Raw genomic sequence first — 22,634 nt, forward strand, 5'->3', positions numbered from 1 at the left:
TCAGTTTGCCGTCAGGGCGGTGTGCAGCTGGACGTTGTCCGCTGGCTGGGCGTCCACCAGCGAGTCGGCCTGCACGAACTGCAGCCCCTCGGTGATGACCCGCTCGCCCGGCTGCACGCCGCTGTCCACCAGCCAGGCGTTGCCGACCGTGCGCAGGGTCTGCAGGTCGCGCTGTTCAACGTGGTTGTCGGCGGTGATGACCCAGGCGGTGGCCACGCCGCGGCTGTCGCGCACGATGGCCTGCTGGGGCACCAGCAGGGCCTGCTCGCGCACGCCCTCCTTCACTTGGGCGTGCACGAACATGCCGGGCAGCAACGCCCGCTCGGGGTTGGGGAACACCGCGCGCAAGGTGACGGAGCCGGTGCCTGGGTCAACGCTGACCTCAGAGAATTTCAAGGTACCCTTCAACGGGTAGGCGCTGCCGTCGTCGAGGGTCAGGCTTACCTCGGCCTGGTCGGCGCCAGCGGTCTGCAAGTCGCCGGCCTTGAGCGCACGCTTCAGGGCCAGGAGGCGGGTCACGGGCTGGGTCACGTCCACGTAGATCGGATCGAGCTGGTTGACCGTGGCCATGGCGCTGCTCTGGCCGTCAGTCACCAGCGCGCCTTCGGTCACCGCCGAGCGGCCAATGCGCCCGGTGATCGGCGCCAGCACCTGGGTGTACTGCACGTTGATGTCGGCAACGCGCTGGTCGGCCTCGGCCTGCTTCCAGGCCGCGACGGCGTCGTCGTACTGCTGCTGGCTGACGGCGTGGGCCTGCAGCAGGCGCCCGTAGCGCTGGGCCAGGTTGCGGGCGCTGCGCAGGTTGGCCTGCGCGCGGGCTTGCTGGGCGACGTAGGTGCGCGGGTCGATCTGGTACAGCGGCTGGCCCTGCTTGACCTCGCTGCCCTCGGTGAACAGGCGCCGCTGCAGGATGCCGGCCACCTGCGGCCGGACTTCCGCCACGCGCAAGGCTGCGGTGCGGCCTGGCAGGTCGGTGGTGAGGGTCAGGGGCGCGGCGGCCACCTCGTAGTAGCCGACCTTAACCGCCGTGGCGGCCTTGGGTTGCGCCTGGGAGGGGCTGCACCCCGCCAGCAGCAGCGCCGACAGCGGCAGGCCCGCTGCCAGCACGAGGGGAAATAATCTTTTCATGGAAGCTCCAGGACCCTGCGGCATTCGTCAAGGTGCACGAATGCGCGAGCCCGAAAAAACCGGGCTCGTGCGCAGGTGGGTATGGGTGTGAAGGTTGAACGTGATGGCCTTCAGCAGGCGTGGCCACACGGCTGGGGCGGGATTCTAGCCTTCGTCCTGAAATAGATTAATTGGGTGAAATTCCATTCATTAGAGCCTTGTATTCCATAATTGGCCCTTGGTCGTATCCCCGTAGCAGCGGCCAAAGGCCGCGTCCAAGGCGCACGACCCCCTACTCCACTTCCTCCACCACCCCGCGATCCTCACCCAAAAACCCGCCACTCTGATGCTGCCACAACCGCGCATACACCCCGTTGCGCCCCAGCAGCTCGGCGTGGGAGCCTTGCTCGATGATCTGCCCCTCATCCATCACGATCAGCCGGTCCATCGCCGCGATCGTCGACAGCCGGTGAGCGATGGCGATCACGGTCTTGCCCTGCATCATCTCGTCCAGGCTCTCCTGGATGGCCACTTCCACCTCGGAGTCCAGGGCGCTGGTGGCTTCGTCCAGCAGCAGGATGGGCGCGTTCTTGAGCATCACCCGGGCGATGGCGATGCGCTGGCGCTGGCCGCCGGACAGTTTGATGCCGCGCTCGCCCACCAGGGTGTCGTAGCCAGAGTGGCCGTCACGGTCGCTGAGCTGGGCGATGAAGCCATCGGCCTGGGCGTTGGCCGCGGCGGTGCGGATTTGCGCGTCGGTGGCGTCGGGGCGGCCGTAGGCGATGTTGTCGCGAATGGAACGGTGCAGCAGCGAGGTGTCCTGGGTGACCATGCCGATAGCACTGCGCAGGCTGTCCTGGGTGACGTGGGCGATGTCCTGGCCGTCGATGCGAATGGTGCCGCTGTCGACGTCATAGAAGCGCAGCAGCAGGTTGATCAGCGTCGATTTGCCGGCGCCGGAGCGGCCGACCAGGCCGACCTTCTCGCCCGCGCGAATGTTCAGGCTCAGGCCGTCGAGCACCTGGCGTTCGCCGTTGTAGTTGAAGCTGACGTGGTCGAAGGTCACGGCGCCGCCGCGGGTGACCAGGGTGCCGGCGTCGGGGCGGTCCTGCACCTTGGGGCCGCGCGTGAGGGTGGCCATGCCGTCCTGCACGGTGCCGATGTTCTCGAACAGCGAGGTCATCTGCCACATGATCCAGTGCGACATGCCGTTGATGCGCAGGGCCATGGCGGTGATCGCCGCCACCGCGCCAGTGCCGACCTGGCCCTGGTGCCACAGCCACAGGGCGTAGCCGCCGGCGCCGATGATCAGCGCAACCACCAGGGTCTGGTTGACGATCTCGAACTGGCTCACCAGGCGCATCTGCCGGAAGCCGGTGTCCTTGAAGTCTTCCATGGCGGCGCGGGCGAACTGCGCCTCGCGCTTGGAGTGGGAGAACAGCTTCACGGTGGTGATGTTGGTGTAGGCGTCGGAGATGCGCCCGGTCATCGACGAGCGCGCGTGCGCCTGTTCCTGGCCGACCTTGCCCAGGCGTGGCACGAAGTACAGCATGGCCAGGCCGAACAGCACGATCCAGGCAATGAAAGGCAGCACCAGCTTGAGGTCGAAGGCGCCGGCCAGGGCGATGATGGCGATGAAGTACACGCCGATGCCCGGCACGATCTCGATGATGGTGAACAGCACGTCGCGCACGGCAAGCGCGGTCTGCATGACCTTGGTGGTCACCCGCCCGGAGAATTCATCAGAGAAGAACGACAGGCTTTGGCGCAGCATCAGCCGGTGAAAGTCCCAGCGCAGGCGCAGCGGCAGGTTGATGGCCAGCACCTGGTGCTGGACCATCGTGCGCAGCCCCACCAGGCCGATGCTGGCCAGCAGCACCAGGCCAATGCCCCACAGCACATGGCGCTCTTGCGCGGCGGCGTCGCCACCGGCCTGCCAGGTGGACAGCAGGTCCACCACCTGGCCGAGGAAGGAGAACAGCCAGGCTTCGTAGATCGACACGCCGGCGCTGAGCAGCGCCAGCGCCAGCACGTAGCCCCGCGCGCCGCGCGTGCACGCCCACATGAACCGGGCCAGGCCCTCGGGCGGTGGCGGCAGTTCATCGGGTGGGAAAGGGTCGAGCCATCGTTCAAGCACGCGCAGCATGGGGGTCTCCAAATCATCGGTTCCCGGCAATTTTGCCATCTAACGGTGGGCTTAGCCGAGTTTTAGCGCCTGGAGGGTGATTTCGCGCATCTTGAATTTCTGCACCTTGCCGGTGACGGTCAGGGGAAACGCCTCGACGAAGGTGAAGTCCCGCGGAATCTTGTAGTGGGCGATGCGCTCCCTGGCCCACAGTTTCAACGCCTCCTGCGTTGCATGCTGGGCAGGATGCAAGCGCACCCAGGCCACAAGGGCCTCGCCGTACTTGGGGTCGGGCACGCCGATGATGGCGATGTCCGCCACCGCAGGGTGGCCGCGGTAGAACGCTTCGATCTCGCCCGGGTAAATGTTCTCGCCGCCGCGGATAATCATGTCCTTGATGCGCCCCACCACGCTGACGTAGCCCTGCGCGTCCATGGTCGCCAGGTCGCCGGTGTGCATCCAGCCCTCGCCGTCCAGCACCTCGGCGGTGGCCTGGGGGTTGCCCCAGTAGCCGAGCATCACACTGTAGCCGCGGGTGCACAGTTCGCCCACCTCGCCCCTGGGCACGATGGCGCCGCTGGCGTCGACGATCTTGCTTTGCAGGTGCGGCTGGGTCTTGCCGACGGTGGCCACGCGCTTGTCCACCTCGTCGTGGGCCGCGGTCTGCAGCGACACCGGGCTGGTCTCGGTCATGCCGTAGGCGATCTGGATCTGCGCCATGTGCATCTGTTCCATCACCCGTTGCATCACGTCCACCGGGCACGCGGCGCCGGCCATGATGCCGGTGCGCAGGCTGGACAGGTCAAACGCTGCGCGCCGGGGGTGGTCCAGCTGGGCGATGAACATGGTGGGCACGCCGTACAGCGCGGTGGCGCGCTCGGCCGCCACCACTTCCAGCACCTTCAGTGGGTCGAACGCTGCGCAGGGGTAGATCATGGTGCTGCCGTGGGTCATGCAGCCCAGGTTGCCCATGACCATGCCGAAGCAATGGTAGAGCGGCACCGGGATCACCACCTTGTCCTGTTCGCACAGGCCCAGGCTTTCGCCCACCAGGAAGCCGTTGTTGAGGATGTTGTGGTGGCTGAGCGTTGCGCCCTTGGGCGCGCCGGTGGTGCCCGAGGTGTACTGGATGTTGATCGGGTCGCTGGGTTGCAGCGCGGCCTGGCGGGCCTGCAGCGCTTGGTCACTGACCGACTCGGCCAGCTGCTGCAACGCCGCCCAGGCGAGCATGCCGGCAGGCGGCTCGGCGCCCAGGCTGATTACCCCGCGCAGGCTGGGCAGGCGCTCGATGCACAGGGTTCCGGGCGCAGTAGCGGCCAGCTCGGGCAGCACCTGGTTGATCATCGCGTGGTAGTCGGAGGACTTGAACGCGGCTTCGGCGATAAGCCAGCTGCAGCCTGACTGCGCCAGCGCGTACTCGAACTCGCTGGCCCGGTAGGCCGGGTTGATGTTCACCAGGATGGCGCCGACCTTGGCCGAGGCGAACTGGGTCAGGCACCACTCGGCGCGGTTGGAGGCCCAGATGCCGACGCGATCGCCCGGCTGGACGCCCAGGGCCATCAGCGCCCGCGCATGGCGGTCGACGTTGGCCTTGAGCGTGGCCCATGACCAGCGCACGGCCTGGTCGTGGACCACCAGGGCGGGCCGCTCGGGAAACCGCGCGACGGTGGCATCGAAGACCGCGCCGATGGTCTGGTTGAACAGTGGAGGGTGTGTCGATCCGTGGGAATAGCTCAGCGGGTTCATGGCGTAAACCTTTGTTGTGCTTATTGTGTGCTGATGTCGCTTCCTGCTTGATGTGCCACCTGTGCAGATGTGACGTTAACGTAAACGGAATGCAGATTTGTTGTCAAACCGCCTTGGGGGTGATGCGACGGGTTACAGCAGGTGATTGATGGTGGCGGCTATCTGCCGGCTCGCGTCGTCGACGCTGCCCTCGTTCCGGCACACCAGCCAGCCTTGCTCGGCGGCCGCGCGTTCGAACGCCTGGGTGCAGGCCACTTGCTCCTGCTGGTCGAGGATTACCGTGCTGCCCAGGCCACGGCTGCGCGCGGCGGCCCGCGCCCAGGAAATTTCAGGCGTGGTGACCACGCCGATGTGCAGGTCGGGCACGCGCACGTCGAGCGCCAGGTTCAAGCGCAGGATGTCGGCGAACGGCACCAGCCGCCGGAATGCGGCATCGGAGGGGTACCAGCGGTCGATGAGGATGATGCTGCCGGCCGGCTGCTTGGGCAGCACCTGCTCGGTTATCCACGCGCGGCTCTGCGCCAGCCGCTCGCACACCTGCCACTCCAGGTCCGCGCACGGCTGGCGAGCAAGCTGATTGACCAGGGCCATGGTCTCGCGCCGGTAGGGATCGTTATTGCGCTCGCACAGGCGGACGACCTTCTGGCCGGTGGCCCTCAGGGCCTGGGTCACCGTTTCCAGCAGCGTGGTCTTGCCGGTGCCCTTGGGGCCATCCATAGAGATAAACAGCGGGCGGTTCATGGGGCGGTTCCTGGGAAGGCAGCCGTGCACTATATCAAAACGCCGAGCCCGCCCTCCCCCTTAACCACTGGCCAGCATCTCGCCTGCCAGGTCGGCCAGGGCCCGCAGCTTGTCGCTGCGGCGCAGGTCCTGGTGGTAGCCCATCCAGATGTCCCGCGCCGGTGGCGGATCGGCGGTGGCCACGCGGGTCAATGACGCCAGGCTGTCGCCGACCGGCCGCGGCAACACCGCCAGGCCCAGGCCCTGGGCACAGAGCTGCGCCTGCACGGAGCGGCTGCTGCTGTGCGCGACGGTCCTGGCGTGCGGCACTGTCGCTTGCAGCCAGGCGACGTCGGGGTAATGCAGCTGCGCGGTGTTCATCAGGATCAGCGCCTGGCCAGGTTGCCCGGGGTCGAACGGCACGCAGTGGCGGGCACTGCGGTAGAGCCCGTAGGCCATGTTCATGACCCTGCGCTGGACAATGTCGGGCTCGGTGAACGGCACAAGGCGAAACGCCAGGTCGGCCTCGCGCCGGGCCAGGTCGAACTGGCGCGCCCCGGGCAGTATCTCGGGCACGATCAAGGGGTAGCGACGGCTCAGCTCGGCCAGCACGGGCGTGAGCACATGGGCGGCAAACCAGTCCGCGGAGGATATCCGCAGGATGCCCTCCACCTCCCGGGGCCTGCCGGCCAGGGTGCGGTCGATGGCCAGCGCGCTGGCTTCCATTTCCTCGGCCAGCGCCAGCACCGAGTCGCCCAGCTGGGTAGTGATCAAACGCTCGCCCACGCGCCGGAACAAGGCGCCGCCGCTGTCCTGCTCCAGCACCTTGAGGCGTCGGCCTGCCGTGGGGTGGCTGATGCCAAGCGCCTTCGCCGCGCCGCCCAGTGAGCCGGCCCATGCGATTGCCAGGAAAACCCTGATGTCACTCCAGTTCATGTGCCGCCCTTACAAAAATGCACGCCGAATATGCACCCCTGTCAGTCCTCAAGCAAGGCGCCGGGCGCCGACAATGCTCGGCACATGCACAGGCAACGGAGCTTCCATGAAAGTAGCAATCGTCGGTATTGGCAGCATGGCCCGGGCAATCATCCCGGTGCTGGTGGAGGCAGGCCATGAAGTCAGCGCCTGGAACCGCAGCGCCGGTGCGCTTGAGGGGCTAGGACGGGTGCGGGCCCTGGCGGGCGTGGCGCAGGCGTTCGAGCAGGACGTGGTGATCACGCTGTTGGCCGATGACGCTGCAGTGCGGCAGACGCTGGTGGCGCCAGTTGTCATTCACCCTTCGGTCGCGTGCAAGGTGCACGTGGTGATGTCGACGCTTTCCCCCCAGATGGTCGGTGAACTGGAGACGTTGCATCGGCAGGCGACCATCGGTTTCGTCGCAGCGCCCGTGTTCGGCATTCCTGCCGTGGCCCGCCAGGGGCAGTTGAACATTCTGGCGGCCGGTGCGGACGAGGCCGTCGCCCAGGTGCAGCCGCTGTTCGACACCCTCGGCAAGCACACCTGGCGCCTAGGCACGCAGCCGCGCCAGGCGAGTATCGCCAAGATCGCCGGCAACCTGATGATCGCCCAGGCCATCGCTTCCATCGCCGAAGCCTGCGCCCTGGTGCGCAGCCATGGGCTGCCGCCTGCGGTGTTCACCGAGGTGGTCACCCAGACGCTGTTCGCCTGCGCCAGCTACCAGCGCTACGCCGGCAACATCGTCGCGCAGCGCTTCGAGCCGGGGTTTGCCCTGCGCCTGGGGTTGAAGGACGTCGGCCTGGCCTTGCAGGCCGCCGGCGCCGAAGGGTTGGCATTGCCGGGGGCGGCACGGGTGCAGCAGGTCATGGCGGCGTGCGTGGACGCAGGCCTTGGGGAGCTGGATTGGTCGGCGTTGGCAACCCAATGCGCCCTGCCGCCAGCCGCAGAACCCCTGTAGCAGCGGCCAAAGGCCGCGTCACGGGCGCCGAGGTGTGCCTGACGCAGCCTGGCGGCAGCTGCTACGCCGGGCCTGGCGGGCGACCAAGCTGACGCAGCCTGGCGGCAGCTGCTACGGGGGTGGCTGGCGTGTTATGCGCAGCGCTTGAGCAGGGTCTTGATCGGCCGGCGCACGCGGCGCTTGGCCACGTCACGGGGCTTGATCCAGCGGCAGGCGTCTATTTCGTTGAGTGGGCGCGGCTTGTCAGCCGACTTGCGCGCTTCGAACAGGTAATGGATGACCTTGTCTTCGCGGTACTCGGAGATGTAGCGCAGTTCATCGAAGGCCAGGCCGGTTTCCTCGGCCATTTCCCGTTGCGCCGCCTGCAACGGCGTCTCGTCCGCCTCGACCCTGCCCCCTGGCAGGTTCCACTTCGCGTTGCGCTTGCGCACAAACAACACTTCGCCGTCCCTGCGATAAATGACCGTGGCGCGAAGCTTGATGCCCTTGCGCCTGGCTGTAGCAATGTCCATTGCCTTCATGCGCTGCTCCGAATGATTGACCCTGCGGCCACTGTAGCCTGCACATGTGTCGGTTAAATGACCGTGGATAGAGCTTCAGCGCACGCAGGGGCCAACGCAGCCTGGCGGCAGCGGCTACAGGACTTGCCGGCTTTCACCTTTTCACCACTTTTGATCATCAAACCGCACCAATCCGCTCAACTCCCGCCGCCCTTTCCCCTCGCAAATCCGGGCCCCTGCCCGCCTGGCACAGCCCATGCAACCGCCCTGCTACCTAATAACAATCAGCAGGAACCGTCCCATGCCTACCTCCCCCTCTATCGTCCAGCTCCCCCCAGAACCCCACGCCGCCATGATCGAGCGCTTCGGCCTGCACGGCGGCCATATCGGCACCGGCGAGGATGAGTCGCCCTGGGTGCCCTTCGGCGACAGCGCCGCCATCCGCCACCTGAGCTTCGACGTGCGCACCGGCAGCGTCTGCAACATCCTCTGGGTCAAGGGCGGCGGGCGCATCGGCACCCACCGGCACCGGGCGGCGGTGCAGGCCGTGACCCTGGAAGGCACTTGGGGCTACGAGGAATATGACTGGCTGGCGCGCCCCGGCAGCTACGTGTACGAGACCCCGGGCACCGCCCACACCCTGTACGCCGAAGGCCCCGACGGCATGAAGGCGCTGTTCTGGATACACGGGCCCATCGAGTTCTTCGACGAGTGCGGCAACCACACCGAAACCACCGACGTGTTCTGGTTCATCAACCATTACGTCAACCATTGCCGGCAGCACGGCCTGCCGATCAATACCGCGCTATTCGTTTGAGTGCCGGGGGAATCACCATGAACACAGTGCAACGATTCTCCGTGGACGGCCTGACCTGCGTGGTGACCGGCGCCGCCAGCGGCATCGGCCTGGCCTACGCCGAGGTGATGGCCGAAGGCGGCGCCCAGGTGACCTTGCTGGACATTGACGCCGCGCAACTGCACGACCAGTTGGCCCGCCTGCAAGCCCAGGGGCTGGCGGTGCGCGGCGAGGTGGTGGACGCCACCGACCGCGCGGCCCTGTACGCCTGTTTCGAGCGGGTGGGCGCGCACTACGGCCACCTCGACGTGGTATTCGCCAACGCCGGCATCGACGCCGGCCCCGGTTTTCTCGACTGCGACGGCCAGCGTTGCCCGCAAGGCGCGCTGGAGGCGCTCGACGAGGCCCACTGGGACAAGGTGCTGGCCACCAACCTGACCTCGGTGTTCACCACGCTCAGGGCCGCGGTGCGGCTGATGAAGCCCAGGGGCCAGGGGCGCATCATCGTCACCACCTCCAACGCGGCGATGCTCAACGAAGCCATCGTCGGCACCCCGTACATGCCGGCCAAGGCCGGCGCCGCCGCGCTGGTGCGCCAGGCGGCAATGGAGCTGGCGCGCCATGGCATCACCGTGAACGCCATTGCCCCGGGGCCGTTCGTGACCAACATCGCCGGCGGCCGCCTGCGCAACCCGGCGGACCGCGCCGCCTTCGCCACACGGGTGCCGCAACACCGCATCGCTTCCACGGAGGAGATCAAGGGCCTGGCGCTGTTCCTCGCCTCCCCGGCGGCCAGCTACATCACCGGCGCGCAGATCGTCATCGATGGCGGGCAGATGCTCGGCCGCGTGGACTGAGGAGGTGCACATGCAAGCCATTGTCTTCAAGGCGCTGAAGCAGCCCATGCAGCTGCACACCTTGCCCATGCCGGTGCCCCGGGCCGATGAGGTGTTGATCGAGGTGTGCCGCTGCGGCATCTGCGGCAGCGACCTGCACATGACCCAAGAACCGGCGTTCGGCCTGGCGCCCGGCAGCGTACTGGGCCACGAGTACAGCGGCCGCGTGGTGGAATGCGGCGACCAGGTGCAGGGGGTGCGCGTCGGCGACCACGTCGCGGTGGCGCCCTTGCGCGGTTGCGGCCATTGCCCCGAGTGCCAGCGCGGCAGGCCGGCCTGGTGCGCCGGGTTCAGCCTGCAGGGCGGTGGTTTCGCCCAGTGGGCGACCGCCCGCTGGCACCAGTGCGTGGTGCTGCCCGCCAGCGTGGGCGTGGCGGACAGCGCCCTGGCCGAACCCCTGGCGGTGGCGTTGCACGGGGTCATGCGCGCGCAGCTGCGCCCCGGTGCCAAGGTGTTGGTGCTGGGCGCGGGGGCCATTGGCCTCGCCGTGGCGTTCTGGGCCCGGCGCCTGGGCGCTGCCCAGGTGGCCGTCACCGACCTGGGCGACTGGCAACGCGAGCGCGCCCTGCAGCTGGGCGCCAGTGCCTTGCTGGTGGACGACGGCAGCCTGCACAGGCGCATCCCCGAGCAGCTGGGCGGGCCGCCGGACATCGTCTTCGAATGCGTGGGCCGCCCCGGCTTGATTGCCCAGGCGCTGGAGCACGTGCGGCCCCGTGGCACCGTGGTGGTGCTGGGCCTGTGCACCGTGGCCGATAGCTTCGTCCCGTTCCGGGCGGTGTCCAAGGAGGTCAACCTGGTGACCTCGGCGTTCTTCGAGCGCGACGAGTTCCGCGCCGCGGTCGACGTGCTGGAGGGGCCCGGCGCGGCGCCCTTGGCCCTGGTCAGCAGCACCGTGTCGCTGGCGCAGTTGCCCCAGGCGTTCGACGCCCTGCGCCAGCGCACCCACCACTGCAAGGTCATGGTTGCGCCGCACCAGCCTTGACCCTCACCGCTGGCCGTGGGCCTTGAGCCGGTAGGCCAGTTGCGGCCGGGTCATGCCCAGCTGGCGCGCGGCCGCCGAGAGGTTGCCGCCGCAGGCGTGGAGCACCTGGTGATACTGCTGCAACTGTTGCTGCCGCACTGCCTGCCGCAGCGGTGCCGTGCCTACGCAGACATACGCCTGTTCCCCACCCGGGAACACATGCTGGGGGCCGATGGCGCCATGGGCGGGCGCGGCGATCACCCCGCGCTCCACCAGGTTCTGCAGCTCGCGCACGTTGCCGGGGTAGTCGTGGGCCAGCAGCGCCTGCACGGCCGCGGCGCTGAAGCCGCTCACCGCTTTGCCATGCAGTTGGGTGAAGTGGGCGAGGAAGTGCTCCATCAGCAGTGGCAGGTCGTCGCGCCGCTCGCGCAGGGGCGGCAGGTGAATGGGGAAGACGTTGAGGCGGAAGAACAGGTCCTCGCGAAAGGTGCCCTGGGCAATGGCCGCCCGCAGGTTGGCGTTGGTGGCCGCCACCACGCGCACGTCCACCTTGATCGGCCGGGTGCCACCCACCCGCTCTATTTCCCCTTCCTGCAGCGCCCGCAGTAGCTTGGCCTGGGCGCCCAGGCTCAGGGCTTGCACTTCATCGAGAAACAGCGTGCCGCCCGCCGCCCGTTCGAAGCGGCCGGCGCGGTCATGGCTGGCGCCGGTGTAGGCGCCCTTCTGCGCGCCGAACAGCTCGGCGTCCAGCAGGCTCTCCGGCAGCGCCGCGCAATTGACCGCCACCAGCGGCCGGTTGGCGCGGGGGCTGAGGCGGTGCAGGCACTGGGCGAACACCTCCTTGCCTACCCCCGACTCGCCACTGAACAGCACCGTCGCCCGGGTGGGCGCCACTTGCGCGATCTGGTGGCGGGCCAGCTGGAAGGCCGTGGAGATGCCGATCATTGCTTCCTGGGGATGGCTGCAGGCGGCGACCGGGGCCTGCGCCGCCAGTTCAAGGCCGGGCGCGTGGCCGGCGGTGTCACCGACGATGCGGCAGGCATGCCCGCCCGCCGCCACGCATTCGACCTCGCGGAACACCACCGGCCGGCCCAGGAAGGCGCTGGCATAACCGGCGGCGTAGCCCAGGGTCATCCAGCACACCGCCTGGTCGCCGACGCCGTGGCGGGCCAGGTGTTCGTGGGCCTCGCGGGACTCGTGCCACAGGTACTCGCCGTGGAAATGCCCCTGTGCAAGGTTCAGCTCCAGTTGCAGGGTCTGCACCCGCACGATGCCTTGCAGCGCGTGCAGCCGGCCGCCGGCAATAAAGGCGCTGCGCGGGTCCGAGCCGGGCCAGCGCTTGCGCACGCGCAGGGCGTCCTGGCTGCCGGCCGCGTGGCCGATGCGCGTCAGCACGCGCTGGGCGCCGTCCTGGCCGAGGCTGTCGATCAGCTCCTGGCGCAACGCGCCCAAGGCCGTTGAATGCAGCATGACCATGCTCTGGTCGTCCAGCCAGATGCGCGCCTCCTCGTCCGAGAAACGCAGGCACTGGCGCAGGTCCGCCGGGGTCGGCGTGCTGCGTTCGTAGGCCAGCAGCGAGTGTTCCATACCCTCTCCTTGTTATTGTTGTGCGTTGATTCATACCGTAATACGTATCAGCAAGACCTCAGCGAAAATCCCCCGCGCGAATCGAAAACCGCTCCATCTTGCCGTACAGCCCCGCCCGCGACACCTTCAACAGCTGCGCCGCCACCCGCACGTTGCCGCCGGTGCTGCGTAAGGCGCCGATGATCGCGCTCATCTCCTGGGTGCCCAGGTCCATGCCGCCCGCCGGGTCCTGGCCCGCGTCGCGGCGGCCCCTGTGCATCAGTTCCAGCGGCAGGTCGGCTGGCTCGATCAGGCTGCCGGAGGCCATGTGCACCGCCCGCTCCACCGCGTTCTCCAGTTCGCGCACGTTGCCCGGCCAGCCATGGGCGGCCAGCACCTCCAGGGCTGCCGGGGCGAAACCGCTGACCGCCTTGCGCAACGACCGTGCGCACCGCTGCAGGAAGTGCTGCGCCAGCAGCGGAATGTCCTCGCGGCGCAGGCGCAGCGGCGGCACGCTGAGGTTGAGCACATTCAGACGGTAGTAGAGATCTTCGCGAAAGGCGCCCTCGGCCACGGCCTGGCTCAGGTTGCGGTGGGTGGCGGCGATGATGCGCACGTCCACCCGCCGCGATTTGCGCGCGCCCACCGGCGTCACCTCGCCTTCCTGCAACACGCGCAGCAGGCTGACCTGGGCGTCGAAGGCCATGTCGCCGATCTCGTCGAGGAAGATGGTGCCGCCGTCGGCCAGCTCGAACTTGCCCGCCGAGCCGCCGCGGGCCGCGCCGGTAAAGGCGCCCTCGCTGTGGCCGAACAGCTCGCTCTGCACCAGGTCACGGGGAATGGCCCCGCAGTTCACCGCCACGAAGGCGCCGCCGCTGCGCGGGCTGGCGTTGTGAATGGCCTGGGCGAACAGCTCCTTGCCGGTGCCGCTTTCGCCGAGGATCAGGGTGGTGGAATCACTCTGGCTGGCGATGTGCCCCAGGCGCAGGGCGTGCTGCATCACCGGTGAGCCGCCCAGGATGGTGTCGAAGGTGTAGCGCGCCTGGGCGCCCATGATGCGCCGGGTGATCTCGCGGATGCGGCGGTTTTCGCGCACCGACACCACCCGCCCCTGGCGCCCCACCAGGCACACCGACACCAGGCAGGCCAGCTGGCTGCCGTCGTGCAGCTGGAAGGTGCAGTCCAGGTCGCGCAGGCCGTCGCCGGCGTGCTGGCAGATTTCGGCATTGAGGTCGCTGCGCCCCAGCTGTGCGAAAGGGCTGCCCACCAGCTCCGGGCCGGCCTTGAACAGCTGGCGGGCGTAGTGGTTGAGGGCCTTGATGCGCCCCGCCTCATCGAGCACCACCAGGCCTTCGTTGAGCAGTTCCAGCACGCTGCGCTGTTCCTGCAGCAGGCCGTGCAGCGCCAGCTGCCGGGAGATGGCCTCGCCCGCCGCCTGCACCGTGCCCAGGGTGTGGAAGTGGAACCAGCCGGGCTCGGCGGTCAGGGTCAGGATGGCCAGGGTACGGCCCTTGGCGTCGCGGATCGGCGCGGCGGCGCAATGCATGCGGCGTTGGCGCAGGGCGCTGGCGAAGTTTTCCTCGGCCAGCACGTACACCAGGCGGTCCTCGGCAATGGCCAGGCCGGTGCAGTTGGTGCCCTGGGTTGACTCCAGCAGCTGGCTGCCGATGGGCGTCAGCTCCAGGCCGCAGAAGCACAGGGTGGTGCCTTCGGCGTCGGTGAGGTTGATGTGGCCGCGCGGGTTGTAGGCCAGCAGGCCGCCCATGATTTCCATCGCCGTGTCGATCAACAGCCGGTGCTCGTGCAGCTTGGCGGTCAGGCGTTGGGGGCTGACGAAGCGGTAGGCGGCATCTTGCGGATCGATGCCGGCGGCGCAACTGCGCCGCCAGGACTCCCAGATCAGCGGGCGGACCTTGGGCGGCCGCGCCGTTTGCCCCTCCAGGCAAGCCTGCCAGGCCTGTTCGAGGCCGGCGACGGGGCCGTCGCTGAGCTCTCGCGGGTCGAGGGTGGTGATGTAGTCGAGGGCTTCCTGGGTCAACTCCATGGGCGTCATGGCGGGCCTTGGCAGTGTCTGGATTCTGGACATGTCAGTGTAGACATGTCTTGGAAATAGACACCCCCAGGCCATGCAAAACCCATAAAGCCCAAGGCAATCAGCAACTTATGGCGCTGGCACAGGCCTTGCTCTCTCCCTGTCCAAGCGTGACCACGCTTTCGCCCAACAACAAAAAAGGAGCGTCATCGATGAGCAAGATCATTCGCCTGGGCCTGATCGGCGCCGGCCGCATGGGCAGCTTCCACGGCCAGACCGCCGCACTGCATATTCCCGGCGCCTGCCTGGCTGCCATTGCCGACCCCACCCCCGGCCAGGCCGCGCGCCTGGCCGGGCAACTGGGCGTGCAGAAGGTCTACACCGACCCGCAGCAGCTGCTCGACGACCCGGACATCGACGGCGTGCTGATCGCCGCCCCGGCCCGCAGCCATGCCGAGCTGGTGATCAGCGCCGCCCGCGCCGGCAAGGGCATCTTCTGCGAAAAACCCATGGCCATCACCCTGGACGAAGCGGACCGCGCCATCGCTGCCGCCGCAGACGCCCGGGTGCCGTTGCAGGTGGGCTTCAACCGCCGCTTCGCCCGCAGCTTCCGCCAGGCGCACCTGGACGTGGTCGGCGGGCGCATCAGCACGCCGCAGCTGCTGCGCTCGGTCACCCGTGACCCGGCGCTGAACAACCCGGCGGGCATTGGCCAGTGGGTGATCTTCCTGGAAACCCTGATCCACGACTTCGACGCCCTGCGCTACCTCAACCCCGGCGCCCAGGCGGTGGAGGTGTTCGTGATGGCCGACGCGCTGGTGGCGCCCGCCTTCAAGGCCAAGGGCCTGCTGGACACCGCCGTGGTCACGATTCGCTTCGACAACGGCGCCATCGCCACCGCCGAGGCCAACTTCCAGGCCGTGTACGGCTACGACGTGCGCGGCGAAGTGTTCGGCAGCGCCGGCATGCTGACCATGGGCAGCGTTGCCCAGTCCGAGCTGGTGCGCTACCTGGCCGACGGCATCCAGGCCGACACCCAGCGCCTGGACACCGACCTGCTGCGCGACGCCTACGTGGCCGAGCTCAACCACTTCGTCGACTGCCTGCGCACCGGTGCCACGCCGCTGGCCAGTGGTGCCGACGCCCGCGCCGCGCTGGCCATCGCCCGCGCCTGCATCGAGTCTGTGCAACAGGGCAAGGCCATCCAGCTGGCGGGGGTGTCGGCATGAGCCACTGCCCGTTCACCCTCGCCATCAGCGCCGAAATGGTCTTCCTCGACCTGCCGTTCGTGGAGCGCGTGCGGCGCATTCATGCGCAGGGCTTTGCCGCCGAGATCTGGGACTGGACTAACAAGGACATCGCCGCGCTGGTGGCCACCGGCGCGCGCTTCACCTCCATGACCGGCTACATCGAGGGCAACCTCACCGAGGCCGACGGCATCCAACGCCTGCTGGAAACCGCGCGCGAGTCCCTGGGCGTGGCCGAGCAACTGGGCTGCCCCAGCCTCAACCTGCACGGCACCGGCCTTGGCGAAGGCGGCTTGCCGGTGCGGCCGGTGCAGGTCACCACCGGGCGCATGTGGCTGCAGGCCTGCAACACCCTGGAGCAGCTCGCCCGCCTGGGCGAAGCGCACGGCAAGGTGTTCCTGCTGGAAAACCTCAACACCGCCGTGGACCACCCCGGCGTGCCCTTCGCCCGCGCCGAGGACACCCTGGCCCTGATCGAGGCCGTCGGCAGCCCGCACCTCAAGCTCAACCTGGACCTGTACCACGCGCAGATTGGCGAGGGCAATCTGATCGAGTTGCTGCGCCGCGCCGGCCCCGCCATCGGCGAGATCCAGGTGGCCGACGTGCCCGGGCGCAGGGAGCCCGGCACCGGCGAGATCAACTACCCGGCCATCGCCAGGGCCCTGCACGCGCTGGGCTACACCGGCGTGGTCGGCCTCGAAGGCTGGGCCTCGGGCGACTCGGTGCTGGCGTTGCAGCGGTTCCGCGAGGCGTTCACCTTGCACCTTTAAGCCTGTATTCCACCCCATAACAACAACAGGACACTCCCCATGCGTAGCTCCAGACTGCTTCTTGCCGCCGCTGCCTTGCTGGCCAGCCAGCTGGCGTTGGCCGACTACCGCGTCGGCATCACCATCGCCAAGGTTGACGACAACTTCATGACCTATATCCGCAACAACCTGGTGGACGCCGCCAAGGAGCAGCACATCCAGGTGCAGGTGCAGGACGCCCAGGGCGACGTGGTGCGCCAGCTCAGCCAGGTGGAGGACTTCCTGGCGCAGAAGGTCGACGCCGTGATCGTGCTGCCCGCCGACACCGCCGGCGCGGTGAACATCACCCGCGCGGCCACCGCCGCCAAGGTGCCGCTGGTGTACGTCAACCGCCGCCCGGACGAGAAAACGCTGCCACCCGGCGTGGCGGCGGTGACCTCCAATGACATCGAGGCCGGCCAACTGCAGATGCGCTACCTGGCGGAGAAAATGGGTGGCAAGGGCAACCTGGCGATCATCATGGGCGACCTGGTGAACAACGCCACGCTGGGCCGCACCGAAGGGCTCAAGCAGGTGCTCAAGCAGTACCCGGACATCAAGATCGTCGGCGAGCAAACGGCCCTGTGGCAGCGTGACAAAGGCATGGACCTGACCAGCAACTGGCTGCTGGCCGGCACCCGCATCGACGGCATCGCCGCCAACAACGACGAGATGGCCATCGGCGCGGCCATGGCCTTGAAGCAGGCCGGCCAGCAAGATACTCCCGTGGTGGGCATCGACGGCCTGCCCGATGGCCTGGCCGCCATCGACAAGGGCCTGCTCGCCGCCTCGGTGTTCCAGGACCCCAAGGCCCAGGCGCAGGCGGCGGTGGCCATCGCGCTGAAGATGATCCAGGGCGAACAGGTGAGTGGCGATACCTTCGTGCCCTTCCAGCTGATCAAGCCTGACCAGGTGCCGCTGTTCGCGGCGCGTTTCAAATAGCCACCGCTTGCCGCTTGCCGCTTGCCGCATGCCTCGGGCGAGCGGCAAGCCCCCTGTTCGTGTACCCTGCCCCGCGTCGTCAGAATGAAAGGGGCTGCCACCGTGCCGACCACACCCCTCGCTGCGCGCGAGGTTTACCAAGTGCTGCGCGACGTCGCCATGGGCGAACGCCGCTTGCAACGGCTGGACGCCGTGACCTTCGACGTCGATGACTGGGTCATTACGCTGCACTGCGACGGCGCCGTGCCGGAGTACTGCGAGAGCTGCCACGGCCCGGATGCCCGGGCCTATCGCTTCGACGCGTCCAAGCCCTACGGCAGCAACCCCGTGGAGCTGTTGAGCGGCTGGGAACGGGCGCAGCTGGAGCGGTTGCTCAGCGCCACCTGAGCGCTTTCAAGCCGATAAAAAGAACCGATACCTGCTTAAGCATTTCCCGGAGGAGGCGCCCACCACCCGAGGCCTATAGTCGTGCCCAACGTTCGGCTGTCGGACGGTTCCTCCGTACAACAATAAAAAGGTGAGCGCATGAGTCACGAAGCAGATTTCAGCTTGAACGCCAGCGGCCGCAGCACAGGCGCCAGCCTGGACAAACACACCCTGAAGACCCTGTTGCGCGCCGGTGCACTGGGCGGCCTGACCGGCGCGGTGTGCATCTGGGTCTACGAGGCGTTGATCTGGGTGGGCGTGCAGCACTTGCTGCCGTTGGCCGGCATCCCGCGCAACGCCACGGGGCTGGTGTTCGGCAAGGACGTGCAGGAGGCCCTGGGCCTGTGGGCGTCGGTGCTGGGTACGGTCATTCACTTCGCCTTCGCCATCGGCTGGGGCGTGTTGTTCGCGCTGATCTGGCCGTATTTCCGCCGTCGCGGCTATGAAGCCACTTTCATCGCCCTGTTCTACGCAGTCATCGCCTGGCTGGCGATGCACGTGGCCATCTCCATCGCCTCCGACAACCACCCCAACTACTACGACCCGGCGGTGATCATCGGCGGCTTCATGTCGCACTTCTTCTTCACGGTGCCGTTGGCGTTGACGGTGAAGCGGTTGTTGGCGGCGCGCTAGGGCGCAAGGCTGGCAAGTGGCTCCCAGGTGGGTGTGGTCCAGCACTCACTTGGTAAATCCTTAATTGCTCGCGTCGCCGGGCATTTTTTCTTCAGCGACCCAAGAAAATCTTAACTTAAGGGGATTATCACCATTTTTTCTTCACTCGCCAGCGCTCCCGGCGAAAATTGCGCGGCCTAAGCGCTCAGCGCGTCAACATGATCTTCAACCCCAACCCGATAAACACCGTGCCCGCGACCCGATCCAGGATCACCCCCGCCTTGGGCCGACGGTTCAGCCATTGCCCCAGCGCGCCAGAAAAATAGCCCAGCAGGCCGAACAGCAGCGCCGCCTGCAGGGTGAAGGTCAGCCCCAGCTGCGCCACCTGGGCGCCAACGCTGCCGTTGCCGGCGACCACGAACTGCGGCAGGAACGACAGGAAGAACAGCACCACCTTGGGGTTGATGGCGTTGGCGAAGCAGCCCTTGAAGAACAGCTTTGCCAGCGACTCGTCCGCGACCTTGACCGCGCCGACCTTCACCGCGCCCGAGCTGCGCCAGGCGTTGTAGCCAAGCCAGATCAGGTACAGGCCGCCGGCGATCTTCAGCAGAGTGAAGGCGGTGGGCGACGCGGCGATCAAGGCGCTGACGCCGACCACCGCCAGCAGCGTGTGGCTGAGGCAGCCAAAGGCGCAGCCCAAGCCGAAGGCGATGCCCTGGCGCCGGCCCTTGGACATGCCCATGCCCAGCACCATCAGGTTGTCCGGGCCGGGCGTGGCGGTGATCAGCAGCGCGGCTGCGAGGAATCCGAGGAATTGCTGCAAGGTCAACATCGTCAGGAAGGCTCCAGCCAGGCAACGCTGGGCAGCGCCGTGCGGTTAATGCCCACCACGTCGCAGAACTCCAGGATCGGCAGCACGTAGGTCACCACCCGGGCGCCGAAGCTGCCGTCGGGGCGCTGGCGTGCGGCACGGCACAGCGGGCCGGCGCGCTCGGGGTCCTGGTTGGCCTTGACCTCGACGGCATTGGGGCGGTCGAGGTGGCCGTTGCTGGCCAGGTAACCCAGGGTCTGCTCGAAGGCCCGGCGCGGCAGGCGCACGCGGGTGGCACGCTCGGCGCCGGTGAACACGTCGATGTGCGTCTCGCCGCCCTCGCCTACGAGGAAATTGCGCTGGCCGCCGGGCGTCAGCAGGGAGGCGCCGGCGGCTTCGGTGATGGCTTGCCAGAGCGCGGGCGAGACGTGGGGAGCGGGCATAAATCGAGTCCATGAAAAAACGGGGCGCCAGTGTGCCACGCCGCATCAAAACCGCCTAGAAGCACCACCCCGTAGCAGCTGCCGAAGGCTGCGTCCTGAGCCTTGCCTGAAGGAGTACACATGTACTCCACACTCCTTAACCCAGCCCCGCCACATACGCCCACGGGTAAATCCCGCGGTCATGCCCATCGCTGAACACCACCTGCAGCCCATACCCTTGGTCCACCACCTGGGTGATGCGCACCTCGGGGTTCACCACGTCGATTCGCCCACGCAGCCGTGCCGCTCGGCAGTGGGAACAGGGGCAGCGTGCGCGCAACTGGCCATGGGTGAGCACCTGTACCCTGCCGCCGGGCCACTCCACCTTCAGCAAACCGCTGTGCGAGCTGTTGCGCACGGCCACGGGCGTGCTCATGGCTGCAGCTGCGACAGGGCGATGCGCACGGCCTTGCGCACTTCGGGGTCGCCATCGTTTTCGGCCGCCCACAGGGCCGGCAAGGCGCGGGCGTCGCCGAACTCGCCGAGGGCCAGGGCTGATTCCTTGCGCAGGTTGCTGATGCTGTGCGCCAGCAACGCCTCGACCGCGGCCCGTGCCGGGCGGTATTTGAGGCGGCCCAGGGAGCGCACGGCGCGCAGGCGCACTTGCCAATAGGCGTCGTCTGCCGCGGCCACCAACGCCGGGCCGGCGCCGTCGTCGCCGACCTTGCCCAACGTGCTGGCAGCTTCCTCGCGCACCCGCCAGTGCGGGTCGCCCAGCGCGGCGGTCAGGGCGTCGGTCACTGCCGGGGTGCTGGCAAAGCCAATGGCGCCGGCGGCCATGCGTCGTACTTCCAGGTCGTCGTCGTTGGCCAGGTGTCGGGCCAGGTCGGCCAGCGCTTCGGTGTGCTTCAACCACCCCAGAATGCCCACGGCTTCGCGGCGAATGTCGGCCGCAGCGTCCTGCAACGCTTCGCGGGCCACCTCGGCGCTGTCCGCCAGGCGCAGCTCGCGCAAGGCGCGCAAGGCACTGGCACGCACGAAGGGATCGGCGTGGCGCGCCCAGGGCAACACCCAGCGCCCGGCGGCTTCGGTCTTCAGCTGGGACAGGCTTTGCGCGGCCGCTTCGCGCACCTGGGCGTCGGTGTCGGCCAGGGCTTCGCACAGGCCGGCTACTACCGGCTGTTCTTCCCAGGCTTCCAGCAGGCGCGCGGCTTCGGCGCGCACGCTGGCGGCGGGGTCGTGCTTGAGGGTGGCGACGAGCCACGGCAGGCTGTCGGGGTCTTCAAGGTCGGCCAGGGCGATCACGGCGATGCGCCGCACCACCGGGTCGGCGTCTTCCAGGCGCGGTTGCAGGTCAAGGATATCGGGGTTGTCGGTGCTCAGGGTCATGGTTGGCTCACAGTGCAATTCGGGACAGGTCGTGTGGCAGGGGCAGGCCAAGGGGGGTCAGGCGCGGCAACGCCGGCGCGTCGGGGCCGTGTTCCAGCAGCTCCAGGCAGTGGCGCTTGAGGGCGACGAACTCGGGGCTGGTCAGCAATCCCGGCTGCCGGGGCCGCTGGAACGGCAGCTGCAGGTCGGCGATGAAACGCCCGGGCCGGGCGCTCATCACCAGGATGCGGTTACCCAGGAACAACGCCTCATCGATGTCGTGGGTGACGAACACTACGGTGGTGCCGATGCGCCCCCAGATATCCAGCAGCAGTTGCTGCATGCGCGCACGGGTCTGCGCGTCCAGGGCGCCAAAGGGCTCGTCCATCAGCAGCAGGCGCGGCCGATTGATCAACACCCGGGCGATTTCGGCACGCTGCTGCATGCCGCCCGAGAGCTGCCGCGGCCAATGCCCGGCAAAATCCTCCAGGCCCACCCAGCGCAGCATTTCCAGGGCCTGGCGATGGCGCTCGGCAGTGGCCACGCCTTGCATCTTCAGGCCGAAGGCGACGTTGTCGAGCACGCTGCGCCAGGGCAGCAAGGTGTGGTGCTGGAACACCATGCCACGGCTCGGCGATGGCCCGTCCACCGCGGCGCCGTCCACGCGCAGTTGGCCACTGCTGGGCTGCAGGTGGCCGGCCAGCGCGCCCAGCAAGGTGGATTTGCCGCAACCCGAAGGCCCCAGGATGCACACGAACTGGCCCGGCTCGATGCTGAAATCCAGCGCCTGCACCGCTTCGAACGCCTCGGCACCAGCGCCCAGGCGAATGCCCACGCGTTCGCCTTCAATGCGCCCGGCACTCATTGCTGCGCCCCCGCCTGGCTGTGCCATGGCATGCACCAGGCGCCCAGGCGTTTCACCAGCAGGCTGCTGAGCAGCCCGAACAGGCCGATCAGCAGCATGCCGACCATGATGTCCGCGTAGTTCTGCAAGGTGTACGACTCCCAGGTGTAATAGCCCAGGCCCCATTGCCCGGAGATCATTTCGGCGGTCACCAGGCAGAACCACGAGGTGCCCATGCCGATGGCAAGGCCGGTGACGATGCTGGGCCCGGCGCCCGGCAGCACCACTTCGCGCAGGATGGCCAGCCGCCCTGCCCCCAGGCTGCGGGCCGAGGCCACCAACCGGCGGTCGACGTTCTCCACGCCGTGCACGGTGTTCAGCAGGATCGGGAACAGCGCGCCGGTGAAGGTGATGAAGACCATCGACAGCTCCGATGAGGGGAACATCAGGATCGCCAGGGGAATCCACGCCACCGCCGGAATCGGCCGCAGCACTTCCAGTGGCGGCAGCAGCAGGTCGGACGCCCAGCGCCAGCGGCCAATCAATACACCCAGCGCCACCCCCAGCAGCGCCGCCGTGGCATAGCCGGCCGCCACCCGCGCAAGGCTGGCGGCCACGTGGCGGGCCAGGGCGGCGGACGACAGCAGTTCGTGCAGCGCCGCGTACACCTCGCCCGGGGTGGGCACGTTGCGAAAGGTCACTAACCCCAGGTCCAGGTGGTGGCCGGCCGCGACCTGCCAGAACAGCAGGCAGGCCAGTATCGACAGCCCGCGCAGGCCCCAGCGGGCCGGGTTGGAATGGCTCATGGCT

The 22,634-nt window shown here is 68.1% G+C and carries 23 protein-coding genes; 9 read left to right on the forward strand and 14 right to left on the reverse strand.

The window, feature by feature from the left end:
- From RAM80_RS00765 to RAM80_RS00785, 5 genes are all read right to left on the reverse strand, one after another.
- On the reverse strand, positions 1-1,128 hold the full coding sequence (locus RAM80_RS00765) for an efflux RND transporter periplasmic adaptor subunit (protein ID WP_416424325.1): 1,128 nt from the start codon (positions 1,126-1,128) through the stop codon (positions 1-3).
- 271 nt (positions 1,129-1,399) lie between these two features.
- Positions 1,400-3,253 carry an ABC transporter ATP-binding protein gene (locus RAM80_RS00770; protein WP_416424326.1) on the reverse strand — a complete coding sequence of 618 codons (1,854 nt, stop codon included), beginning with the start codon at positions 3,251-3,253 and terminating at the stop codon, positions 1,400-1,402.
- A 51-nt stretch (positions 3,254-3,304) separates the two neighbouring features.
- Positions 3,305-4,978 carry an AMP-binding protein gene (locus tag RAM80_RS00775; RefSeq protein ID WP_416424327.1) on the reverse strand — a complete coding sequence of 558 codons (1,674 nt, stop codon included), beginning with the start codon at positions 4,976-4,978 and terminating at the stop codon, positions 3,305-3,307.
- Between the two features lie 132 nt (positions 4,979-5,110).
- Positions 5,111-5,719: a dTMP kinase gene (locus RAM80_RS00780; protein WP_416424328.1), complete on the reverse strand. Its 609-nt coding sequence runs from the start codon at positions 5,717-5,719 to the stop codon at positions 5,111-5,113.
- A gap of 60 nt (positions 5,720-5,779) precedes the next feature.
- Positions 5,780-6,634, reverse strand: coding sequence for a LysR family transcriptional regulator (locus RAM80_RS00785; RefSeq protein WP_416424329.1), 855 nt, complete (start codon positions 6,632-6,634; stop codon positions 5,780-5,782).
- 106 nt (positions 6,635-6,740) lie between these two features.
- Between RAM80_RS00785 and RAM80_RS00790 the strand changes: the two genes are divergently transcribed.
- Positions 6,741-7,613 (forward strand): NAD(P)-dependent oxidoreductase, encoded by an 873-nt coding sequence (locus RAM80_RS00790; RefSeq protein WP_416424330.1) that lies wholly within the window; start codon positions 6,741-6,743, stop codon positions 7,611-7,613.
- Positions 7,614-7,744: 131 nt separating this feature from the next.
- On the opposite strand, the gene RAM80_RS00795 is transcribed toward RAM80_RS00790, so the two are convergent.
- The gene (locus RAM80_RS00795) at positions 7,745-8,134 is read right to left on the reverse strand and encodes an NUDIX domain-containing protein (protein ID WP_416424331.1); all 390 of its coding nucleotides are present in this window, start codon (positions 8,132-8,134) and stop codon (positions 7,745-7,747) included.
- 280 nt (positions 8,135-8,414) lie between these two features.
- On the opposite strand from RAM80_RS00795, the gene RAM80_RS00800 reads away from it, so the two are divergent.
- From RAM80_RS00800 to RAM80_RS00810, 3 genes are read left to right on the forward strand one after another with little or no spacing between them, the layout of a single operon-like run.
- Positions 8,415-8,930, forward strand: coding sequence for a 2,4'-dihydroxyacetophenone dioxygenase family protein (locus RAM80_RS00800; protein ID WP_416424332.1), 516 nt, complete (start codon positions 8,415-8,417; stop codon positions 8,928-8,930).
- Positions 8,931-8,947: 17 nt separating this feature from the next.
- Positions 8,948-9,766, forward strand: a complete 819-nt coding sequence (locus RAM80_RS00805; protein ID WP_416424333.1) for an SDR family NAD(P)-dependent oxidoreductase — start codon at positions 8,948-8,950, stop codon at positions 9,764-9,766.
- Positions 9,767-9,776: 10 nt separating this feature from the next.
- Positions 9,777-10,787, forward strand: coding sequence for a zinc-dependent alcohol dehydrogenase (locus RAM80_RS00810; RefSeq protein WP_416424334.1), 1,011 nt, complete (start codon positions 9,777-9,779; stop codon positions 10,785-10,787).
- A 3-nt stretch (positions 10,788-10,790) separates the two neighbouring features.
- Here RAM80_RS00810 and RAM80_RS00815 read toward each other — a convergent pair whose 3' ends face one another.
- Both RAM80_RS00815 and RAM80_RS00820 read right to left on the reverse strand, forming a co-directional pair.
- Complete coding sequence (locus tag RAM80_RS00815) at positions 10,791-12,353, reverse strand: sigma 54-interacting transcriptional regulator (RefSeq protein ID WP_416424335.1); 1,563 nt, start codon at positions 12,351-12,353, stop codon at positions 10,791-10,793.
- A 58-nt stretch (positions 12,354-12,411) separates the two neighbouring features.
- Entirely contained in the window at positions 12,412-14,385 is a 1,974-nt protein-coding gene (locus RAM80_RS00820; protein WP_416427607.1) for a sigma-54-dependent Fis family transcriptional regulator, read from the reverse strand.
- Positions 14,386-14,576: 191 nt separating this feature from the next.
- On the opposite strand from RAM80_RS00820, the gene RAM80_RS00825 reads away from it, so the two are divergent.
- From RAM80_RS00825 to RAM80_RS00845, 5 genes are all read left to right on the forward strand, one after another.
- Positions 14,577-15,593 carry a Gfo/Idh/MocA family oxidoreductase gene (locus tag RAM80_RS00825; RefSeq protein WP_416424336.1) on the forward strand — a complete coding sequence of 339 codons (1,017 nt, stop codon included), beginning with the start codon at positions 14,577-14,579 and terminating at the stop codon, positions 15,591-15,593.
- Positions 15,590-16,381: a TIM barrel protein gene (locus RAM80_RS00830; protein ID WP_416424337.1), complete on the forward strand. Its 792-nt coding sequence runs from the start codon at positions 15,590-15,592 to the stop codon at positions 16,379-16,381. The genes RAM80_RS00825 and RAM80_RS00830 overlap by 4 nt, the downstream gene beginning before the upstream one ends.
- A gap of 39 nt (positions 16,382-16,420) precedes the next feature.
- Positions 16,421-17,341, forward strand: a complete 921-nt coding sequence (locus RAM80_RS00835; protein WP_416424338.1) for a substrate-binding domain-containing protein — start codon at positions 16,421-16,423, stop codon at positions 17,339-17,341.
- Positions 17,342-17,500: 159 nt separating this feature from the next.
- Positions 17,501-17,728, forward strand: coding sequence for a hypothetical protein (locus tag RAM80_RS00840; protein WP_416427608.1), 228 nt, complete (start codon positions 17,501-17,503; stop codon positions 17,726-17,728).
- A gap of 138 nt (positions 17,729-17,866) precedes the next feature.
- A complete protein-coding gene (locus RAM80_RS00845) occupies positions 17,867-18,400 on the forward strand; it encodes a hypothetical protein (protein ID WP_416424339.1) in 534 nt (177 codons plus the stop codon).
- Between the two features lie 184 nt (positions 18,401-18,584).
- Here the strand turns inward: RAM80_RS00845 and RAM80_RS00850 are convergent, their stop codons facing one another.
- The 6 genes from RAM80_RS00850 to RAM80_RS00875 all read right to left on the reverse strand — a co-directional run bounded on the left by RAM80_RS00850 (position 18,585) and on the right by RAM80_RS00875 (position 22,630).
- Positions 18,585-19,211 (reverse strand): LysE family translocator, encoded by a 627-nt coding sequence (locus tag RAM80_RS00850; RefSeq protein WP_416424340.1) that lies wholly within the window; start codon positions 19,209-19,211, stop codon positions 18,585-18,587.
- Between the two features lie 2 nt (positions 19,212-19,213).
- Complete coding sequence (locus RAM80_RS00855) at positions 19,214-19,633, reverse strand: hypothetical protein (RefSeq protein ID WP_416424341.1); 420 nt, start codon at positions 19,631-19,633, stop codon at positions 19,214-19,216.
- A gap of 136 nt (positions 19,634-19,769) precedes the next feature.
- Positions 19,770-20,048, reverse strand: a complete 279-nt coding sequence (locus tag RAM80_RS00860; protein ID WP_416424342.1) for a DUF971 domain-containing protein — start codon at positions 20,046-20,048, stop codon at positions 19,770-19,772.
- Complete coding sequence (locus RAM80_RS00865) at positions 20,045-21,001, reverse strand: HEAT repeat domain-containing protein (protein ID WP_416424343.1); 957 nt, start codon at positions 20,999-21,001, stop codon at positions 20,045-20,047. The genes RAM80_RS00860 and RAM80_RS00865 overlap by 4 nt, the downstream gene beginning before the upstream one ends.
- Positions 21,002-21,008: 7 nt before the next feature.
- Positions 21,009-21,845: an ABC transporter ATP-binding protein gene (locus tag RAM80_RS00870; RefSeq protein ID WP_416424344.1), complete on the reverse strand. Its 837-nt coding sequence runs from the start codon at positions 21,843-21,845 to the stop codon at positions 21,009-21,011.
- Positions 21,842-22,630, reverse strand: coding sequence for an ABC transporter permease (locus tag RAM80_RS00875; RefSeq protein ID WP_416424345.1), 789 nt, complete (start codon positions 22,628-22,630; stop codon positions 21,842-21,844). Before RAM80_RS00875 ends, RAM80_RS00870 begins: the two co-directional genes overlap by 4 nt.
- Positions 22,631-22,634: the final 4 nt, after the last annotated feature.

The sequence above is a fragment of the Pseudomonas sp. App30 genome (assembly GCF_047947025.1).
GTDB lineage: Bacteria > Pseudomonadota > Gammaproteobacteria > Pseudomonadales > Pseudomonadaceae > Aquipseudomonas.